Source organism: Kitasatospora sp. NPDC057936 (assembly GCF_042887525.1).
GTDB lineage: Bacteria > Actinomycetota > Actinomycetes > Streptomycetales > Streptomycetaceae > Kitasatospora.
This window is the reverse complement of sequence record NZ_JBHVPD010000006.1, coordinates 50,672-68,938: the sequence shown is the minus strand read 5'-3', so window position 1 is coordinate 68,938 and position 18,267 is coordinate 50,672. Positions and strand designations below refer to the sequence as shown.

Sequence of the window (18,267 nt, the reverse complement as noted above, 5' to 3'; positions counted from 1 at the left end):
CCTCCGGCCTCGGGCCGGCTCGTCAGACGTGCCCCAGGACCGCCGACTCCGGGGCGTCGGGCACCTGGGGTGCCTCGCGGCGCAGCAGGGCCGCGTACCGGCCGTCCAGCGCCACCAGTTCGTCGTGGGTGCCGAGTTCGACGACCGCGCCGTGGTCGAGGACGGCGATCTGGTCGGCTCCGCGCACGGTGGAGAGCCGGTGGGCGATGGTGATCGTGGTGCGGCCCGCGGAGAGGGTGTCGACGGCCTCCTGGACGGCGCGCTCGGTGCGGTTGTCGAGCGCGCTCGTGGCTTCGTCGAGGATCAGGACGGGCGGGTTGCGCAGGATCGTGCGGGCGAGGGCGAGGCGCTGCTTCTCGCCGCCGGAGAAGCGGTAGCCGCGTTCGCCGACCAGGGTGTCGTAGCCCTCGGGCAGGCCGGCGATGGTGTCGTGGACCTGGGCGGCGCGGGCGGCCTCGACGAGTTCGCCGTCGGTGGCGTCCGGTTTGGCGAAGCGCAGGTTCTCGGCGACGGAGGCGTGGAAGAGGTACGTCTCCTGGGAGACGACGCCGACGGCGCGGGCGAGGGTGTCGAAAGAGAGGTCGCGCACGTCCTCGCCGTCGATGGTGACGCGGCCTCCGGTCACGTCGTACAGCCGGGGGACGAGGTAGCTGAGGGTGGTCTTGCCGGAGCCGGTCTCGCCGACCACGGCGAGCGAGCTCCCGGCCGGGACGGTGAGGTCGACCCCGGCGAGCGTGGGGCGCTCCTGTCCGCCGTCGTAGCGGAAGTCGACGCCCTCGAAGCGGACCTCGCCGCGGATCCGGTCCAGGGTCACGGGCCGCGGCCGTTCGGCGATCTCGACCGGGAGGTCGAGGTACTCGAAGATGCGCTGGAACAGCGCGAGCGAGGTCTGGACGTCGACGCCGGTGGAGAGCAGGCCGACGGTCGGGCGGAACAGGCCCTGCTGGAGCGTGGTGAAGGCGACCAGGGTGCCGACCGAGACGATCGGCGCGCCGCCGGCGGCGGTCAGTCCGGCCGCCCAGTAGATGACGGCGGGCATCGCGGCCATCACGATCTGGATGGTGTTCATCCGCCAGCGCCCGGCCATGCTGGCCCGCACCTCCAGGTCGGCGAGGCGGTCGGACTGCTCGGTGAATTCCCGGGCGAGGGAGCCGGAGCGGCCCATCGTGCGCCCGAGCAGGATGCCGCTCACCGAGAGCGACTCCTGGACCGCCGAGCTCATCGCGGCCAGCTGCTTCTGCCGCTCGGTGGTGATCTTCTTGCGCTCGTTGCCGACCCGGCGGCTGATCCAGACGAACAGCGGGAGCAGGAGCAGCGAGACGACCGTCAGCCGCCAGTCGAGCGCGACCATCGCGACGACGGAGGCGACGACGGCGGTGAAGTTGGAGACCAGGCTGGTGGCGGTGGACGTCACCGTGGACTGCATGCCGCCGATGTCGTTCGCGATCCGCGACTGCACCTCGCCGGTGCGGGTGCGGGTGAAGAACGCGAGGGACTGGCGCTGGAGGTGGCCGTAGACGGCGGTGCGCAGGTCGTGCATGACGCGCTGGCCGACGGTGGTGGAGATCAGCGTCTGGAGGACGTTGAACACGCTGTTCACGACGGCGGCGGCGATCATGCCGAGCACGAGCACGCTCAGCAGGCCGGTGCGGCCGTGCGGGATCGCGGTGTCCAGGACGGCGCGCAGCAGGAACGGCGAGACGACCGAGACGACGGCGGAGGCGCCGACCAGCAGTCCGACGGTGGCGAGGCGGCCCGCGTAGGGGCGGAAGAGGGCGAGGATGCGCCGCCACTGCGCGGGCGGGCGTGGTTCGCCCTCGTCGCGGGGGGACGGGGTCCAGTCGATTCTGTCGGGCCTCAAGGGCGGACCTCCGGGGGTCGGGCAGCCGGGCGGCCGCCAGCATAGCGAGAGTAGCTCATAGTTAGACTAGCTAATAGTGAGGGTCGCCCTATTCCCGCGGCGCGCGTGGCCGCCCGCCCGATCACGCCGTGTGCCGCGGGTGAACGGGGGCCGCCCGTCCACCCGCCTGGCGCGGCCGACCGGTCGGTCCGTCCGCCCCGTCCACCCGTCCCGCCCGCCGCGCCCGTTCCACCCGCCTGGCGCGGTCGGTCCGTTCCGCGCGGTCAGTCCGTCCGGTAGGTGCGCGCCGCCTTGTTGGAGAGCCCGCCCAGCTTCCCGGACGGCAGCACCCGGGCCAGCGCCACCGCGGCCTTGTACCGCTTGCCCGGCACCGACACCGACCGGCGGCGCCCGAGGTCGCGCAGCGCCTCCTCCACGACCCGCTCGGCCGAGAGCCAGGACCAGGACGGGATGTTGCCGGTGCCCATGCCGGCCCGCTCGTGGAACTCGGTCCGCGTGAAGCCCGGGCACAGCGCCATCATCCGCACCCCGCTGCCGCCGAGGTCGCGCAGCACCCCCTGGGTGAAGCTCACCACCCACGCCTTGCTCGCCCCGTACGTGCCGCGCGGCAGGAACGCCGCCACGGAGGCGACGTTGATGATCGCGCCCCGGCCGCGGTCGCGCATCCCGGGCAGCGCCGCCGTCGTCAGCCGGAGGACCGCCTCGACGTGCACCTTCAGCATGTCCAGCTCGTCCTGGAGCGGGACGGTCAGGAAGGCGCCGCGGTTGCCGAAGCCCGCGTTGTTGACGAGCAGGTCCACCGGGCGGGCGGCGTCGGCCAGCCGCGCCTCGACGGCGCCGATGCCCTCGTCGGTCGCGAGGTCGGCGGTCAGCACCTCCGTCTCGACGCCGTACTTCCCCTGCAGGTCGGCGGCGGTGCGCTCCAGGCGCTCGGTGTCGCGGGCCACCAGGACGAGCCGGTAGCCGCCGCGGGCGAGCCGGCGGGCGAACGCGGCTCCGATGCCGGCGGTCGCGCCGGTGATCAAGGCTGTGGTCATGCCCCCGACCGTACCGACTCGCCGCGACCGGGCCCACACCCAGGGCAACATCCCTGCTCAGCGGACTGCGGATGCACGGCCCCGGCCCGGCTCGTAAGGTCGGACAGGGGCATCGCCCAACCGGGTGATGACATCCGCGTGAGGAGGCATGCCTGATGCTTACTCAGTTCCGGACCGAAGCGGGCCCGGTGTCACCCAGCGCGACGCCGGTCGAGGCCGTCACACTCGCGAGCCTGATGGTGGAGGACGAGGCCGTCGTGACCGACGCGCCCACGTACCGCCCCGACGCCGCGGTCGCGCTGCTGCTCCTGCTGTCGCCCAAGGAGCCGAGCCCGAAGCGGCCCGAGGAGCGGCCGAGCCGGTAGCCCGGCAGCCGGTGGCCGGTAGTCCGTAGTCGGTGGCCTGCTGGCCTGCTGGCCTGCTGACCGCCCGGTCTACGGCCACGGCGACGGCTGCGGCCACGACACCTGCGACCCGCCGCCATCCCCGAGACCTCTCGTGAGCCGTCGAGGCTCCCTCGTGAACCCTCCCGGACTCCGGAAGGAGGACCAGCGCACCATGCCGTTCGCCGAGACACCACTGCGCGACGAGTACGCCGCGGCCGTCGAGCGGATGGCCCGCCGGACCCTCGACGCCCTCCGGGGCGCCGGGGGAACGGCCTCGCTCACGGAGCCGGACGGGCTGCTGGCCTCCTTGCTGACCGACCCGGAGGGCTCCGTACCCGGGGCTGTGCTCGCAGCGGCGCGCATACTCGGCCCGGACCTGTTCGCTCCTCAACTCTTCAACGCTCGTTCACCGTTGGATCCACTGAATCCGTTGGCTCCGTTGGCTCCGTTGGCTCCGTTGAATCCGTTAGATCCGTCGAATCCGTCGAATCCGTCGAATCCGCTGAAGGAGTCGACCCTCGTGCCGCTGGACGACGCCGCAGCCCGGCTACTGGCCGAAGCCCGACGGGTCTTCCCGCCGCCCGCCGCCGACTCGTGGGACGGTTCCCCGACCGGCCCACCTCCGCCCGCCGACGATGCGAACCTCGTGATCGCCTGGCAGGACTGGGCGGCCTCCGCACTGCTCGCGCGCACACCGTACGGCGGCGAGGCCGCCCCGCCTCCCGCCGCCGTGCCGCGGCCGGGCCCCCGACCGGGCTCGCCCCCGGGCCCGCGCGACTGGCAGGCGTGGTCCGTCCGCATGGCGCAGCTGTCCGTGCTCGCCCTGCCCGGTCTCGACGGCCCCGTGCACGAACTCGCCCGCACCCACACCCTCGACCTCGCGCGCGGCACCGCCCGCTCGATGCTCCGCCGGGACCTTCGCACCGCCGCCCGGCTCGCCCGCTGGCTCGCCTGGGCGCGGGCCGACGGCCGTCCGCTACGGCTGGAGGTCGGGCCCGTGCTGGAACGGATCCGCCTGACCGGCGACGGAAGCGCCCGCACGTTGCTCGAACTCGCCATCGCCGACCGCCTGTTGAACGGTCCGCCGGAACCGGTCCGGGCGAGGGCGGCACGATGACGGCCGACACGCGCGTGCTGGCCACCGCGCAACGCCTCGGCTCGCACGCGCTGGACTGGCTGGACACCGGCCGCCGGAACGGGTTCGGCCGGCTCCCCGACAACACCGTCGTCGACCTCGCCGACCCCAACGACGCCTACAAGCCGCTCGGCGAACTCGCCCTCGCCGCCTCCCTCGTCCTGCGCGACGGCGTGACCGGCCCCGGCGACACCCGCACGGCACACGGCCTCCTCGACTTCGCCTGGGACCAGGTGCGCGCGGGCGACCTCCTGTACGAACGACAGTTGCGCCACCTCGCGATGACCGACCCGCTGGAGACGTACGCCCACTTCGCCCGCGCCGGCTACCGGCACGCCGCGATGGAGGAACTCCTGGACTCGCTCGGCCGGTTGCGGGCGGTCCACGCCGTCGAGGCCGAACCCAACCGGAAGCTGGCCGTCGCCAACGCCCGCCGGATCGTCGGGCTCGCCGACCGACCGGACTGGGCGGCACTCGCCGCCGCCACCTGGCTCGGTGCGACACCGGAGCCGTGGGCCGTCGACTGGATGACCGCCTACCGGATCACCCACACCGTCTTCCACCTCACCGACTGGGGCGCCCGCCCGGACGGCCTGCCGGAACCGGTGCGCGCCTACGTGCGCGACTGGCTGCCCGTCTGGCTCGACGTCTGGCTGGAGATCGGACAGTGGGACCTCGCCGCCGAACTGCTCGCCGTCGACGCGTGCGTCGGCGAACCGGTCACCGGGCGGCAGGGCTGGGACGCGCTGGTCACCGCGCAGCACGCGGACGGGCTGCTGCCACGCGACTCCGAACCGGTCGACGCGGACCCGGAACAGGCCTTCCGGGACCACCAACACACGGCGGTAGTGGGGGTGGTGGCCGCCACCATCACCCTGTCCCGCGCGCTCGGCGGCACGCCGGTGGCGACGTGAGTGGGGCGGACAGGAGTCTGTCCGCCCTGGTCGAGGCGGCCGGACCGTCCGCGACGGCCGTCACTCTGGCCATGGCGCGCGGGAGTTCGGCGGAGGTGCGGTGCCACGGGCGGCTCGGACGCGCCCCGAGCGCGCCGGACTGCACGCCCGACACCGTCTTCGAACTCGGTTCCGTCACGAAGACGTTCACCGCGCTGCTGCTCGCGGCGATGGCCGCGAGCGGCGAACTCACGCTGAACGATCCGCTGGAACTCCACCTCCCGTGCTCCTGGCGGCCGTTGACCGTCCGATCGGGCGGGCCGATCCGACTCCTCCACCTGGCCACGCACACCGCGGGCCTCCACCGCCTGCCGCCCGGCCTGCTGGCGGGCGCCGTCCGGGCCTGGTACAGCAATCCGTACGGGGCTTACGGGGAGCAGGAGTTGAGGAATGCGGTGGCCCGAACCACCGTCCGCACCAAGCCCGGCAGCCGGTACGGGTACTCCAACTACGGGGTCGCACTGCTCGGCCGCCTCCTCGCCGAGACGGGTGGTGCGCCGTACGCCGAACTCCTCGCCGAACGGATCGGCCGGCCCCTGGGACTGCGGACGCTGGCCTGCGCGCCGGACACCCCGGACCGCGCCATCGGGCACCGGCGCGGCCGGGCACTGCCGCCGTGGCGGATGCCCGGCCTTCCGGGCGCGGGCGCGGTCCGGGCGAGCGGCGCGGACCTGCTGCGCTTCCTGCAGGCGCATGTCGGCACGTGGCCGGGCGAGTCGGGCGACGAGGGGGACGGCGAGCCGGGTGGCGAGCTGGGCGCGGCGCTGCGGGAGGTGCAGCTCCCCCGGCTGCGACCGCCAGGGTCCGGCGACGAGGTGTGCCTGGTGTGGAACCACCGACGGGCGGGCGACCGGGACCTGTTCTTCCACTCCGGCGCCACGCGCGGGTTCACCGCGTTCGTGGGCTTCTCACCACAGACGGAGAGCGCCGTCGCCGCTCTCGCCAACACCGGGCCGACGATGGACGGGCGGTTCCTGCGGGTCGGGTACGGGGTGCTGACGGAGATGGCGGGGAACAGATGACAGCTGACAGATAACAGATTTCGAAATCTGTTATCTGTCAGCTGTCATCCGTCGGCTGCCATCCGCCGCTCCCCACCCGCTCAGACCGCAACCGCCTTCGCCCGGTCCGCCGCGATGTGCAGGGCGAGTCCGCCGAGGACCGTGCCCATCGCGTAGCGCTGGATGCGAAGCCAAGCCGGGCGACGGTTGAGGAAGGACGCGATGCTGCCCGCACTCGCCGCTATCAGTCCGTTGACGGTGACCGCCACGACGACCTGGGTGAGGCCGAGCACCAGACTCTGGGCCGCGACGTGACCACGCGCCGGGTCGACGAACTGGGGCAGCAGGGACAGGTACATGATGGCGATCTTGGGATTGAGCAGGCAGGTCAGGAAGCCCATCCCGAACAGCTTGCGCGGCGAGTCGTGCGGCAGTTGCTGCGGCGCGAAGACCGGCGCGCCACCCGGCCTGACGGCCTTCCACGCGAGCCACAGCAGGTACCCGGCCCCGGCGAATTTGATCGCCGTATAGAGCGCTGGCACCACCGTGAACACCGCGGCGACGCCCACCGTCACGGCCCCGAGGTAGACCAGGAATCCGGCCGCGACCCCGACCAGCGACACCAGCCCGGCCCGGCGGCCCTGGGCGATCGAGCGCGAGACCAGGTAGATCATGTTGGGCCCGGGGGTGAGCACCATGCCCAGCGCCACGGCGGCGATTCCGAGCAGGGCGTGCGGGGCGGCGGCGGGGATCAGCAGGTCCATGCGAGGAGGCTAGGCCGCACTCCGAGCTCGATGCAATGATAACTTTGCGCTCGGTGCAATCAGCGCAATCCCGCCGAGCACGACCGACACGGAGGGCCCGTCGATGGACGACTACCGGCTCATCGCCGACGAGATCGCCAACGCCATCACCGACGGACGGCTTCGCCCCGGGCAACAGCTCCCCACCCAACGCGCCTTCGCCCGCCGCCGCGGCATCGCCGCCTCGACCGCCGGGCGCGTCTACCGGGAACTGGCCCTCCGGGGACTCACCACCGGCGAGGTCGGCCGCGGCACCTTCGTCCGCGCCGACCAGCGGGCACCCGGCCCCCACATCCCGCTCGCCGAACCGGCCGGGGCACCCATCGACCTGGAGCTCAACTACCCCGTCGTGCCCGAGCAGGCGCTGCTCGGCGCCGCCCTCGCACCGATGCTTCGGGCGGACGCACTCGACGCCGCGCTGCGCCCGGTGGGGGCAATCGGGACGGCCGCCGCCCGCCACGCGTTCGCCCAGCTGGCGTCCGGGCCGCACGGCTCGCCCTCGTGGCAGGCATCGCCCGAGGACGTGCTGTTCGCGGGCAACGGCCGGCAGGCGGTCGCCGGCGCGCTCTCCGCGCTCGTACCGCCCGGAGGGCGGCTCGGGGTCGAGGCGTTGACGTACCCCGTGGTCAAGGCCGTCGCGCAGCGGCTGGGGATCACTCTCGTACCACTGGCCGTCGACGAGCACGGCCTCCGGACCGGCGCCGTCACCGCCGCGCACCGGGCCGCGCCGCTCAGCGCCGTCTACCTCCAGCCCCGACTGCAGAACCCGCTCGGCGGAAGCCTCCCACCCGAGCGCCGGGCAACCCTCGCCGACGAGCTGCGCCGTCTCGACCTGCCCGTCATCGAGGACGCCATCTGGTCCTTCCTGCGACCCGACCTCGTGCCCCTCGCAGCCCTGCTGCCCGAGCGAACGATCCTGGTGGACAGCGTCTCCAAGCGCCTGGCCCCGGGCCTGACCACCGGGTTCGCCGTCGTCCCCAGTGCATTCCGCGACCGGATGGCCGCCGCGCTGCGGTCCGGCGGATGGACGCCCAGCGGGTTCGCGCTGGAGGCGGTCGTCCGCTGGGTCGGGGACGGCGCCGTCGCGGCGGTCGAAGCGGCGAAGCGCTCGGATGCGACCGCGCGCCAGCTGCTCGCACGGGAAGTGCTGGCAGGACAACACCTGCGCGCAGACCCGTGCTCGTACTACGTGTGGTGGGAACTGCCGGCGGCGTGGCGGGCGGAAACGTTCGTGGCCGCCGCGGCGCGCGAGAGCATCGCGATCACCCCGGCCGCAGCCTTCGCCGTGGACCCCAGGGTGTCTCCGTCCGCCGTCCGGGTCGGCCTCGCGTCGCCGCCGGTCCCGGTCCTGACACATGCCCTGGAGACCCTCGCCAGGATCGCCCGGAGCACGCCGGAGGAACTGCTGGAGTGAGGGCCGACGGGCGACGACGAACAGCTGACAGATAACAGATTTCGAAATCTGTTATCTGTCAGCTGTCATCTGTTACCCGTCGCTCGCCACTACCCCGCGCCCGAGCCCCCTCACCACGAGCCGACCGTCAACCGTCCGCCCGCGCACCACTGTCAGAACTGCGCGCCACCGTGTCAGCCGCTCCGCCCGCGCCGACCGCGCGCAGGCGCGAGGCGGCGGTCGCGGCCAGTTGCGGGGCCAGCTTGGCCACGTCTCGGGAGCCCACCACCGCGATGAGGCTCGGCAGCAGCCACCGGACCGGCTGCATGCCGCGCAGCCAGGCCTGGGCGTAGACGTGCGCGGAGCGCCGGGCGATGCCGGCCACGATCCGGTCCACGGCTGGCTCCAGCGGGTAGGTCTTGTTGGCCGGCCACGGCAGGCGGCTGCGCATCTGCTTGAGAACGACGTCCTCGTCGGCGCCGCGCACCATGTCCGTGTCGGTCCAACTCAGGTACCCCACACCGACCTTGACCCCTTGGTAGGCGACCTCGCCGCGGATCGAGTGGGCGAACGCCTCCACCCCGGACTTGCTCGCGCAGTACGCGCTCATCAGCGGCGACGGCGTCAGGGCGGCGAGCGAGGCGATCTGGAGCAGGTAGCCGCGGCTCTCGATGAGGGCGGGGAGGAACGCCCGCGCGGTGGCCACACTGCCCAGCAGGTTGACCTCGATCACCCGGCTGAACGCCCGGTGGTCGCTGTCCACCAACGGCCCCCCGATGGCGATCCCGGCGTTGGCGACGACGGTGTCGATCCGGCCGTAATGCTCCTTGATCCGCCGGGCGGCGTCATCGAGAGCGTCGAGGTCGGTGACGTCGACCTCCCACGTGGTCGCGGTCGGACCGCACTGGGCGGCGACGTCCTTGAGTTCGGCCGGCTCCAACCCGAGCAGCGCGACCTTCGCCCCGCGGCGCGCGAGCTTGCGCGCGAGCGACGCGCCGACACCCCGGGCGGCCCCCGTGACGACGACGACCTGGGCGGACAACGGCGGTATGGCGTTCATGCGACGACGCTCCTCTCGGAGTCAAAATCATCGGAATCGGAACCGGAACCGGAACCGGAGACGGAACCGGGGGCGGAATCGGCGGCGGGACCGCTGTCCGCAGTCAGATGGGCCACGGCCATTCGGTGGATCTCCGCCGCGACCTCGACCGGCCGTTCCAACGGCGACATGTGACCAACCCCGGGAAGCAGCAACAACCCCTGCGGGTCGCGCAGTTCGGCGACCATGCGGTGAGCGTGGACCGGTGGTGTCAGCCGGTCCGCCGTGCCGGCGATGACCGACGTCGGCGCGGCGAGGCGGCCGAGTCCGGCGAAGACGTCCAGCCGTCCGAGGACACCCGCCCAGCGCGCGCGGACGGTGGTCGGGCAGGCGTGCACGATCCGGGCCGTCGCCTCGACCCGGCCCGCCGCCGAATCCGGCCCCATCGTCGCGAACTTGAGCGCCGCACGACTGACCGCCGAGACCGGACCGAGCGGCATCCGGGAGTGGAGCAGTCGGCCGTGCAGGAAGCGGCGAAGCCCGGCCGGGCGGAACGACTCGGGCAGGACGGCGAGTTCGTCGAGCAGCCGCCCGGGACCGGTGGAGACGAGGACGGCGGCGGCGGTGCGTTCGGCGACCTCGGGCCGTCCGCCGGCCGCCATGATGGTCATCCCGCCCATGCTGTGGCCGGCGAGGACGGCCCGCTCCCCGGCCGGGACCGTCCGGGCGAGGACGGCGGCGAGGTCATCGGCGAGTGCCCGGGTGGAGTAGCGGGCCGCGCTCGGCGGGATCTCGCTGTGCCCGTGACCGCGCTGGTCGTAGGCCACGAGCCGGTAGCGGTCGGAGAGTTGGCGGATCACCGGCGCCCAGAAGGCGATCGAGCAGGTCCAGCCGTGGGCGAGCACGATGGTCGGCGCCCCGGGCTGGCCGTGGATCTCGACGTGCAGGCGCAGCCCGTCGGCGGAGCGGACGGCCAACTCCTCGACAGGCGTGGGCGGTACGCAGTCGGGGGAAAGCTGCGGACTCATGCTGACACTCCCTGGGCGGTCATGGCCTGCGCCGAGTCGGACGCGGTGGCCGGCGTCGCGCGCATGATGAGCTCGTACTCGCCGAGGTCGACCTTGCGGGTGGCCCGGCGGAACGCGGTGGTGGAACCGGGCCACAGCACGGTGTTCTTGCCGTTCTGGTCCTGGTACCAGCTGTGGCAGCCGCCGGTGGACCAGACGGTGCGGTCCATCCGGTGCTGGAGTTCGAGGTTCCACTGGCGCTGGGCGCGGGCGGTCGGCTGCATGGCGGCGGCACCGATCGAGCCGAGCGTGGTGAGCGCGTCGACGACGTAGTTCAGCTGGGACTCGATCATGAGGATCATCGAGCTGTTGCCGAGGCCGGTGTTGGGGCCGATCACGAAGAACAGGTTCGGGAAGCCGCGCACGGTCGAGCCGCGCAGCGCCTCCATGCCGTCCTTCCACTCCTCGGCCAGGCTGGTGCCGTTCGCGCCGAACACCCTTGCCCCGATGGGCATGTCGGTGACGTGGAAGCCGGTGCCGAAGACGATGGCGTCCACTTCGTGCTCGCTGCCGTCGGCCGCGACCAGTGTGGAGCCGCGCACTTCGCGCAGGCCGGAGGCGACGACCTCGGTGTTGGCGGCGGCGAGCGCCGGGTAGTACGTGTTGCTGAGCAGGATGCGCTTGCAGCCGATCCGGTAGTCCGGCGTGAGCTTGGCGCGCAGCCCGGCGTCGGGGACGCCCTGGGCGATGTGGTGTTCGGCGAGCCGCTGGACGGCGCGCAGCAGGCCGGGCCGGCGGACGAAGGCGTCGACCTGGAGCTCGCGGAGCGCGAAGAGCGTCCCCCTGCGGACCTTGCCGGTCACCGGGAACCGGCCGTGCAGCCACTTCTCCAGCTGGGTGATCTCGCGGTCACGACGGGGCAGGACCCAGGCGGGCGTTCGCTGAAAGACCGTCAGCTTGCCGACCTTCGGCTGGATCGACGGGATGATCTGGGCGGCGGAGGCTCCGGTGCCGACCATCGCGACGCGCTTTCCGGTCAGGTCGAAGTCGTGGTCCCAGCGGGAGGAGTGGAACACCTTGCCGGTGAATGCGCTCAGGCCGGGCAGGTCGGGGATCTGCGGGTCCGCGAGCGGGCCGGAGGCCGAGACGATGGCGTCGGCGGTCCACGTGCCGGCCGTGGTGGTGATCCGCCAGCGCGTGTGCTCGCCCTCCCAACGGGCCTCCAGCACCTCGGCGTTGAAGCGCAGGTGGGGGCGGAGTCGGAAGACCGTGGCGACCTTCTCCAGGTAGGCGCGAATGTCGGGCTGGCCGGAGAAGCTGCGCGGCCACTCGGGGTTGGGCGCGAAGGAGAAGGAGTAGAGGTGCGAGGGGACGTCGCAGGCGCACCCGGGGTAGCTGTTGTCGCGCCACGTGCCGCCGACCGAGTCGGCGCGCTCCAGGACGACGAAGTCCGTGATCCCGGCCCGGCGCAGCCGGACGGCGGCACCGAGGCCGCCGAAGCCGGCACCGACGACCGCCACCCGGACGTGCGGGACGGCCTCGGCCGCCTCTTCGTCGACGACCTCGACGACCTCGACGTCGCCGGCGAACGCGACGGCCTCGACGAGCTCGACGGCCTCGGCCGCTTCGACAGCGCCGGCGCCTTCGGCGGCTTCGGACGCCTCGGGGGCGGCGGACGCGCCGGGCCGGGGGCGCTTGGTGCTGGATGCCATGCGGCGTCCTCCTGAGGGTGGGGGCGGTCGCGTGCTCTCCGCCAAGAGGAACTCTCCCGGACGTTCTGCCCGGAATCCCGATAACCATGCCAGCAATCACTGGCATGGTTGGCAGGGTAGCCCTTGCCGACAGCGCTGGGAAGACGGCCGACCGCCCCGATTCCGGCGGCGACCGCGGCGGACCGTCCTATGCTGATCGCCGTGGACAAGGCCAGAGCTGCTGCGGACGACAGAAAACGCGAGTACCGGGTGGAGGAACTGGCCGAAGCGGCCGGCATCACCACCCGCACGCTGCGCTTCTACCGCGAGCGCAAACTGCTCCAACCGCCGCGCAAAGAGGGCCGCATCGCCTGGTACGGAGAGGAGCACCTGGCCCGCCTGCGCATGATCGGCGAGCTGCTCGAACGCGGACACACCCTCGGCGGCATCACCGAACTCATCGGCGCCGGCGAGAGCGGGCGGGACGTCGCGGAACTGATCGGCCTGGAAGCGGCCATCATCGCGCCCTGGTCGGACGAGACGCCGGTGCTCCTGACCTGGGACGAGCTCAAGGACGGCTTCGGCGACCAGCTCACCGAGGAGAACACGGCCGAATCCCTCGCCCAGGGCTACATCACCGTCACCGACGACGGCATCACCCACATCAGCCGCCGCCTGATGGACGCCACGACGGCGCTGGTCGCGGAGGGCGTACCGCTGTCGGCCGTCCTGGACGCCAGCCGGCGCACCCAGGCGCACGTCGACGCGATCGCCGAGATCTTCATCAACGTCGTCACCGACCACATCCTCGGCGCGCTGTCCGCCGACTCCCCGCTGCCCCCCGGCGAGGCCGCCCGCCTCACCGAGCGCATCCTGCGGGTCCGCCCGCTGGCCCGGACGGTTGCGGACGCCCAGTTCGCGCTCGCGATGGACCGCCGCGTGCACGCCGAGTACGACGAACTGCTGCGCCACCGAAGGGAGAACGGCGCGGAGGGCTCGGACGGGAGCGAGGACGGGAGCGAGAGCGGGAGTGAGAGCGGGAGTGAGAGCTGCGGCAAGGACGGGAGCGAGGACGGCAGCGGCTCCGACGCGTAGCGCGCACGCGTGACGGGCAGGAATTCCCGCGCCCTGCCCGCCCGTTGGACCGTCGCCGGAGGAAGCCGCCCATGCCCGGACACCTGAGCCGCCGCGCCGCCCTCGGTCTCGCCGCCGGACTCGCCCCGGGCCTCGCGCTCGCCGCCTGCGGAGCCGACAGTCCGTCACGGGCGGCGAGTTCGGCCGGCACGCGGACGGTACGGCACGCGCGCGGTGAGAGCACCGTGCCGGCCCGGGCCTCCCGCGTGGTCGTGCTGGACACGGACGCGCTCGACTCGGCCGTCACTCTCGGGATCATCCCGGTCGGCGCGACCACCGTCAGCGACGGCGCGGGCTTCCCCGGCTACCTGCCGGGCGACCGGCTCGCGGACACGAAGGCCGTCGGCGCCATCGGCCAGCCCAACCTGGAGGCGATCGCCGCGCTGCGGCCGGACCTCATCCTGAGCAACCAGGTGCGCGACGACAAGCGGTACGACCAGCTGGCCAAGATCGCGCCCACGGTACTGTCCAAGACCACCGGACCGACCTGGAAGGAGAACGTCCGGCTGCACGCCGAGGCGCTGGGGCGGCAAGCGGAGGCAGCGGCGGCCGAGGCCGCGTACCAGGCGAAGGTGCGGGATCTGATCACCGCACTCGGCGGACCGGCCAAGGCCGCGGCCACCAGGGTCGAGATGGCGCGCTTCCTCGCGGGCGCGCCGACCAGGCTCTACCTGAACGACACCTTCGTCGGATCGCTGTTCAAGGGCCTCGGGGTCGGCCGGCCCGCCAACCAGGACAAGCCCGGGTTCTCGCTGGAGATCAGCCCCGAGCAGGTCGACCAGGCCGCGGCCGACGTCATCTTCTATTCGGTGTACGGGGACGCCGCGAAGTCCGACCAGCCGAAGATCCTGGGCGGTGCGCTGTGGAGGAACCTCGACGCCGTCCGCAACGGCCGGGTGTTCCAGGTGGACGACGGGCTGTGGATGCTCGGCATCGGGTACACGGGAGCCGGGTTGGTCCTCGACCAGATCCGGAAGGACCTCGTGGGCGGCTGATGGGCGACAGGTGACGGGCGACAGCCAACCGCCGACGGCGAACAGATGACAGGTAACAGATGACAGATGTTGAAATCTGTCATCTGTTACTTGTTCGCCGTCGCCCGCCCCACCACCGCCCCCTCACCTCCCTCACCCCCCTTGGCCACTCCTCCAATCACCCCTCCCCCACCCCTCGACTCCACCGGGTGATCAAACGATTACCGTCACACCGCCGTCACCTCTACCGTCTAGGCTCACCCGCAGGTCGCTGTCACCTGGTCGGGCCGGAGACGGGAGGCGGGCGCCCGTACCGGTTCCGCAGAGGAGGCCTGCACCGTGTCCGTGGCCGTGAACTTCCGCATGGCAACGCAACTGACGGGCAGCCGGGTGCTGCTGTGGTCGCTGCTCGGCCGGCTGCCGAACGCGATGAGCCCGATCGGCACCCTGTTGCTGGTCAGCCGGAACACCGGCAGCGTGTGGTCCGGCTCGCTGGTGGCCGGGGCCCTGGCGGGCGGTCAGGCGATCGGCGGTCCGATCGTCGGACGGCTGGCGGACCGGCGCGGACAGCGCACGGTCGGACTGGCCGCCGCCCTGGTCAACGCCGCCGCCCTGGTCGCCCTGGTCGCCGCCTCCGAGCACGGGCTCGCGCTCGGCTGGCAGATCGCGCCCGCCGCACTGACCGGCCTGTCCGTCCCACTGGTCGGCCCGCTGGCGCGCAGCCGCTGGGTCCGGCTGTCGGCCGGTGAACCGGAGCTGACCTCGGCCATGCTGGCGCTGGACGGGATCGTCGACGAGGTGAGCTTCACGGCCGGCCCGGCACTCGTCGGCATGCTCGCAACCGCCGTCTCCCCGTCCGCCGGGATGCTCACCGCTGCCGTGCTGTCCGGCGTCTGCGCCACGCTGTTCGCCCTGCACCCGACCGCCGAGACCGCCGCAACCGCCGCAACCGGTGTGCCGGCCCCGGTCCACGCCCAATCCCAGTCCGCCGAGCGCCTGTTCAACACTCCCTACCTCCTCCTCATGGCCGGGATGGCGCTACTGGGCGCCTGCTTCGGCTCGGTCCAGGTCGGCATCACCGCCACCACCGAGGCGCTGGGCCGGCCGGGTTCCGCAGGGCTGTTGTACGGATTCCTGGGCTGCACCAGTTCGATCGCGGGCATCGCCACCGCGTCGCTCCCCGCCCGCTGGGGCCTGCCACCGCGCCTGCGGGCGGGCACCGCCCTGCTGTTCACCGCCTCCTGCGTCCTGTTCTTCGCGGACGGGAGCCTCGTGGCGCTCACCGCGGCCGTCGGGTTCCTCGGGGTCGCCGTCGCGCCGCAGATGATCACGATGTTCGGCCTGGTCGAGCGCACGGTGCCGGCCGCCCGTCTCGGCGAGGCGATGGCAGCACTGGTCAGCGCGCTCATCCTGGCCCAGTCGGCGGGCACCTTCGTCAGCGGCTGGGCGGCCGACCACTTCTCGCCGGGCGCTCCCTTCGCGGTCACGGCGGCCGCCGCGGCGACCGCCCTCGTCCTCACCGCCTGCACCGCGACCGAGCACCGATTCCGGCGTCGGCACTCGACGCCGCCCGCGCCCGTTGCCGCGAAGGCCGCGTCGCCCGCCGCGTGAAACGGCAGCGGGGGCGCCGGTGGTCATCCCACCGCCGCCCCCGCCGGGGAACACCGCGTCCCCTCCTGCATCACCGCAACCGCATCAACGCACCTGCATCACAGCACCAGCTTCACTGGTCCCGCGTCACTGCACCGCGGTCGCCGCGCCACTGTCACCGCACCGCGGCCCACGCCACTTACCTGACGTACCGTCAGTTGACGTTCACCGCAGTCCACGTGGCCGCGACCGCGTTGTACTCGGCGCTGTTCGCCCCGTACAGGTCGGTCGCCGCGCTGAGGGTGGCCGCACGGGCACCCGCGTAGTCGGTGGTGGAGGTGAAGTAGGTGGTCAGCGCGCGGTACCAGATCTGGGCCGCCTTGTCGCGCCCGATGCCCGCGAGCGTCGAGCCGTCGTACGTCGGGCTGTTGTAGTCGAACCCGTTGATCGACTTCGCGCCGCTGCCCTCGGACAGCAGGTAGAAGAAGTGGTTCGCCACACCCGACGAGAAGTGCACGTCGGAGTTGCCGACGTCGGCGGACCAGTAGTCGGCCGACGAGCCGTCCTTGCTCGGCTGGTCCATGTAGCGCAGCGGCTTGCCGTCGCCGTTCAGGTTGATGAGCTCGCCGATCCAGTAGTTCGGCGGGTTCGAGGGCAGGTTGGCGTACCACTCGACCATCGTGCCCATGATGTCGGAGGTGGCCTCGTTGAGGCCGCCGGACTCACCGGAGTAGTTGAGCGCGGCGGTCGCGGCGGTGACGCCGTGCGTCATCTCGTGGCCGGCCACGTCGATCTCGGTGAGCGGGTGGGTGTCGCCCTGGCCGTCGCCGTAGGTCATGCAGAAGCAGTCGTCGCTCCAGAACGCGTTGACGTAGTTGGAACCGTAGTGCACGCGGCTCGCCGCGCCGACGCCGTCGTTGCGGATGCCGTTGCGGTTGAAGGTGGACTTGTAGAAGTCCCACGTGGTCGCGGCGCCGAACTGGGCGTCCACGGCGGCGGATTCGCGGTTCCCGGCGGTGCCGTCGCCGAAGCTGTTGGTGCTGTTGGCGAAGAGCGAGCCGTTGCCGCTGGTGCCGTTGCTCATGTCGCTGGTGGACTGGCCGCCGCGGGTGTCGTCCTTGAGCGAGTACGAGGAGCCGCTCTGGGCCGTGTTGAGCTGGACGTTGCCCACGAAGACGCCGTTGCCGGTGCCGGCCGCGGTCTCGATCTTCTCGTGGGTGGACAGCACCGCGCCGGTGGCCGCGTCGGTGACGAGGACCTGGCGGCTCGGGGTGCCGTCGGCGCGGGTGCCCTCGACCTGGACCCGGTAGGCCAGGCGGGGGTTGCCGTCGCTCGCCCAGACGACCAGCTCGGCGGCACCGGCCTGGTGCACGTCGGCCATCGGGGACTCGTCGGCGTCCAGCGTGACGCCCACGGTGGCGCGCACCGCGCCCGCCGCGTTGTCGGCGGCCTTGTCGGCCGGGATCCGCGGGGTGAGGCTCGGCAGGCTCAGCTGCGCCGCGACCGCCTTGTTCACGGACTTGACCGCGCCGTCCTTGGCCTGGTGGACCACCAGGTCGCCGCCGATGACGGGCAGGCCGGCGTAGGTCCGCTCGAAGCGGAGGTGGCGGGTGCCGTCGGCGTCGATCACCGCGTCCTTGGCGACCAGCTTCTCCTGGTCGCCGAGGGCGAGCTGCTTGGCCAGCGGGCCGGCCTCGCCGTTCGCCACCGCGAGCACGGTGGCGTGCTGGTGGGCGGCCTGCGCCTGCAGCGCGGCGGTCGGGGCGGCCTGCGCGGCCGTGGTGCTCACCTGGATCACGCCGGTCAGCAGGGCCGTGGCCGAGAGCACGGCGACGGCTGCGAGCTTTCGCTTCACGTACGAGTCCTTCCGGGAAACCGCGTCTGTGCGCGGTCGCACCGCGTCCCGGGGGCCGGGGTCGGCACCTGTGGGGCGGGACGGGCACTGGCGTACTGGGCCCCGTTGCGATCGAACGGCAGACCACCGAGGGGTGGGGGTGGGGGCTGCCGGCGGGGGCTGTCAAAAAGCATGACAACCCGACAAGCGTTTTGACAGGTCTACTTCATCAAGTGGCCAGGTCCCGCCAACCTGACGGACATCCAGCGACACGGACAAACCGGGGAATTCCACCCGCCCTTGCAGTGGGTTACCACTCGAACGATGTCCGCCGGCCTGGGCCGATGTCACACCGACCAGTCCACCGGTGGGAGATGACGGGTCGCCGGGCGAGTTTTACACGCCTGTAAAACTTTCGATACGGAGTCT

The 18,267-nt window shown here is 72.4% G+C and carries 15 protein-coding genes; 8 read left to right on the top strand and 7 right to left on the bottom strand.

The window, feature by feature from the left end:
* Positions 1-22 precede the first annotated feature (22 nt).
* Positions 23-1,861 (bottom strand): ABC transporter ATP-binding protein, encoded by a 1,839-nt coding sequence (locus ACFVU9_RS05195; protein ID WP_387590081.1) that lies wholly within the window; start codon positions 1,859-1,861, stop codon positions 23-25.
* Positions 1,862-2,124: 263 nt separating this feature from the next.
* Positions 2,125-2,898, bottom strand: coding sequence for an SDR family NAD(P)-dependent oxidoreductase (locus ACFVU9_RS05190; RefSeq protein WP_387590078.1), 774 nt, complete (start codon positions 2,896-2,898; stop codon positions 2,125-2,127).
* Positions 2,899-3,053: 155 nt separating this feature from the next.
* On the opposite strand from ACFVU9_RS05190, the gene ACFVU9_RS05185 reads away from it, so the two are divergent.
* The 4 genes from ACFVU9_RS05185 to ACFVU9_RS05170 all read left to right on the top strand — a co-directional run bounded on the left by ACFVU9_RS05185 (position 3,054) and on the right by ACFVU9_RS05170 (position 6,394).
* Positions 3,054-3,263 carry a hypothetical protein gene (locus ACFVU9_RS05185; protein ID WP_380437191.1) on the top strand — a complete coding sequence of 70 codons (210 nt, stop codon included), beginning with the start codon at positions 3,054-3,056 and terminating at the stop codon, positions 3,261-3,263.
* A 193-nt stretch (positions 3,264-3,456) separates the two neighbouring features.
* The gene (locus ACFVU9_RS05180; protein WP_387590075.1) at positions 3,457-4,401 is read left to right on the top strand and encodes a hypothetical protein; all 945 of its coding nucleotides are present in this window, start codon (positions 3,457-3,459) and stop codon (positions 4,399-4,401) included.
* Entirely contained in the window at positions 4,398-5,333 is a 936-nt protein-coding gene (locus ACFVU9_RS05175) for a DUF6895 family protein (protein WP_387590073.1), read from the top strand. Before ACFVU9_RS05180 ends, ACFVU9_RS05175 begins: the two co-directional genes overlap by 4 nt.
* Positions 5,330-6,394, top strand: coding sequence for a serine hydrolase domain-containing protein (locus ACFVU9_RS05170; protein WP_387590070.1), 1,065 nt, complete (start codon positions 5,330-5,332; stop codon positions 6,392-6,394). Before ACFVU9_RS05175 ends, ACFVU9_RS05170 begins: the two co-directional genes overlap by 4 nt.
* Before the next feature lie 80 nt (positions 6,395-6,474).
* Here ACFVU9_RS05170 and ACFVU9_RS05165 read toward each other — a convergent pair whose 3' ends face one another.
* Positions 6,475-7,137: a LysE family translocator gene (locus ACFVU9_RS05165; protein ID WP_387590067.1), complete on the bottom strand. Its 663-nt coding sequence runs from the start codon at positions 7,135-7,137 to the stop codon at positions 6,475-6,477.
* Positions 7,138-7,240: 103 nt separating this feature from the next.
* On the opposite strand from ACFVU9_RS05165, the gene ACFVU9_RS05160 reads away from it, so the two are divergent.
* Entirely contained in the window at positions 7,241-8,590 is a 1,350-nt protein-coding gene (locus ACFVU9_RS05160) for a PLP-dependent aminotransferase family protein (RefSeq protein ID WP_380499882.1), read from the top strand.
* A gap of 127 nt (positions 8,591-8,717) precedes the next feature.
* On the opposite strand, the gene ACFVU9_RS05155 is transcribed toward ACFVU9_RS05160, so the two are convergent.
* From ACFVU9_RS05155 to ACFVU9_RS05145, 3 genes are read right to left on the bottom strand one after another with little or no spacing between them, the layout of a single operon-like run.
* Positions 8,718-9,629: an SDR family oxidoreductase gene (locus ACFVU9_RS05155; RefSeq protein WP_387590064.1), complete on the bottom strand. Its 912-nt coding sequence runs from the start codon at positions 9,627-9,629 to the stop codon at positions 8,718-8,720.
* Entirely contained in the window at positions 9,626-10,636 is a 1,011-nt protein-coding gene (locus ACFVU9_RS05150) for an alpha/beta fold hydrolase (RefSeq protein ID WP_387590061.1), read from the bottom strand. Before ACFVU9_RS05150 ends, ACFVU9_RS05155 begins: the two co-directional genes overlap by 4 nt.
* Positions 10,633-12,327 carry a flavin-containing monooxygenase gene (locus ACFVU9_RS05145; protein ID WP_380499885.1) on the bottom strand — a complete coding sequence of 565 codons (1,695 nt, stop codon included), beginning with the start codon at positions 12,325-12,327 and terminating at the stop codon, positions 10,633-10,635. The genes ACFVU9_RS05150 and ACFVU9_RS05145 overlap by 4 nt, the downstream gene beginning before the upstream one ends.
* 189 nt (positions 12,328-12,516) lie before the next feature.
* Here ACFVU9_RS05145 and ACFVU9_RS05140 point away from each other — a divergent pair, with 189 nt between their 5' ends.
* The 3 genes from ACFVU9_RS05140 to ACFVU9_RS05130 all read left to right on the top strand — a co-directional run bounded on the left by ACFVU9_RS05140 (position 12,517) and on the right by ACFVU9_RS05130 (position 16,025).
* Positions 12,517-13,401: a MerR family transcriptional regulator gene (locus ACFVU9_RS05140; RefSeq protein WP_387590058.1), complete on the top strand. Its 885-nt coding sequence runs from the start codon at positions 12,517-12,519 to the stop codon at positions 13,399-13,401.
* Positions 13,402-13,472: 71 nt separating this feature from the next.
* The gene (locus ACFVU9_RS05135; protein ID WP_387590055.1) at positions 13,473-14,435 is read left to right on the top strand and encodes an ABC transporter substrate-binding protein; all 963 of its coding nucleotides are present in this window, start codon (positions 13,473-13,475) and stop codon (positions 14,433-14,435) included.
* 318 nt (positions 14,436-14,753) lie between these two features.
* Entirely contained in the window at positions 14,754-16,025 is a 1,272-nt protein-coding gene (locus ACFVU9_RS05130; protein WP_387590052.1) for an MFS transporter, read from the top strand.
* 193 nt (positions 16,026-16,218) lie between these two features.
* Here the strand turns inward: ACFVU9_RS05130 and ACFVU9_RS05125 are convergent, their stop codons facing one another.
* Positions 16,219-17,859: a M4 family metallopeptidase gene (locus ACFVU9_RS05125; protein WP_380437216.1), complete on the bottom strand. Its 1,641-nt coding sequence runs from the start codon at positions 17,857-17,859 to the stop codon at positions 16,219-16,221.
* Positions 17,860-18,267 lie beyond the last annotated feature (408 nt).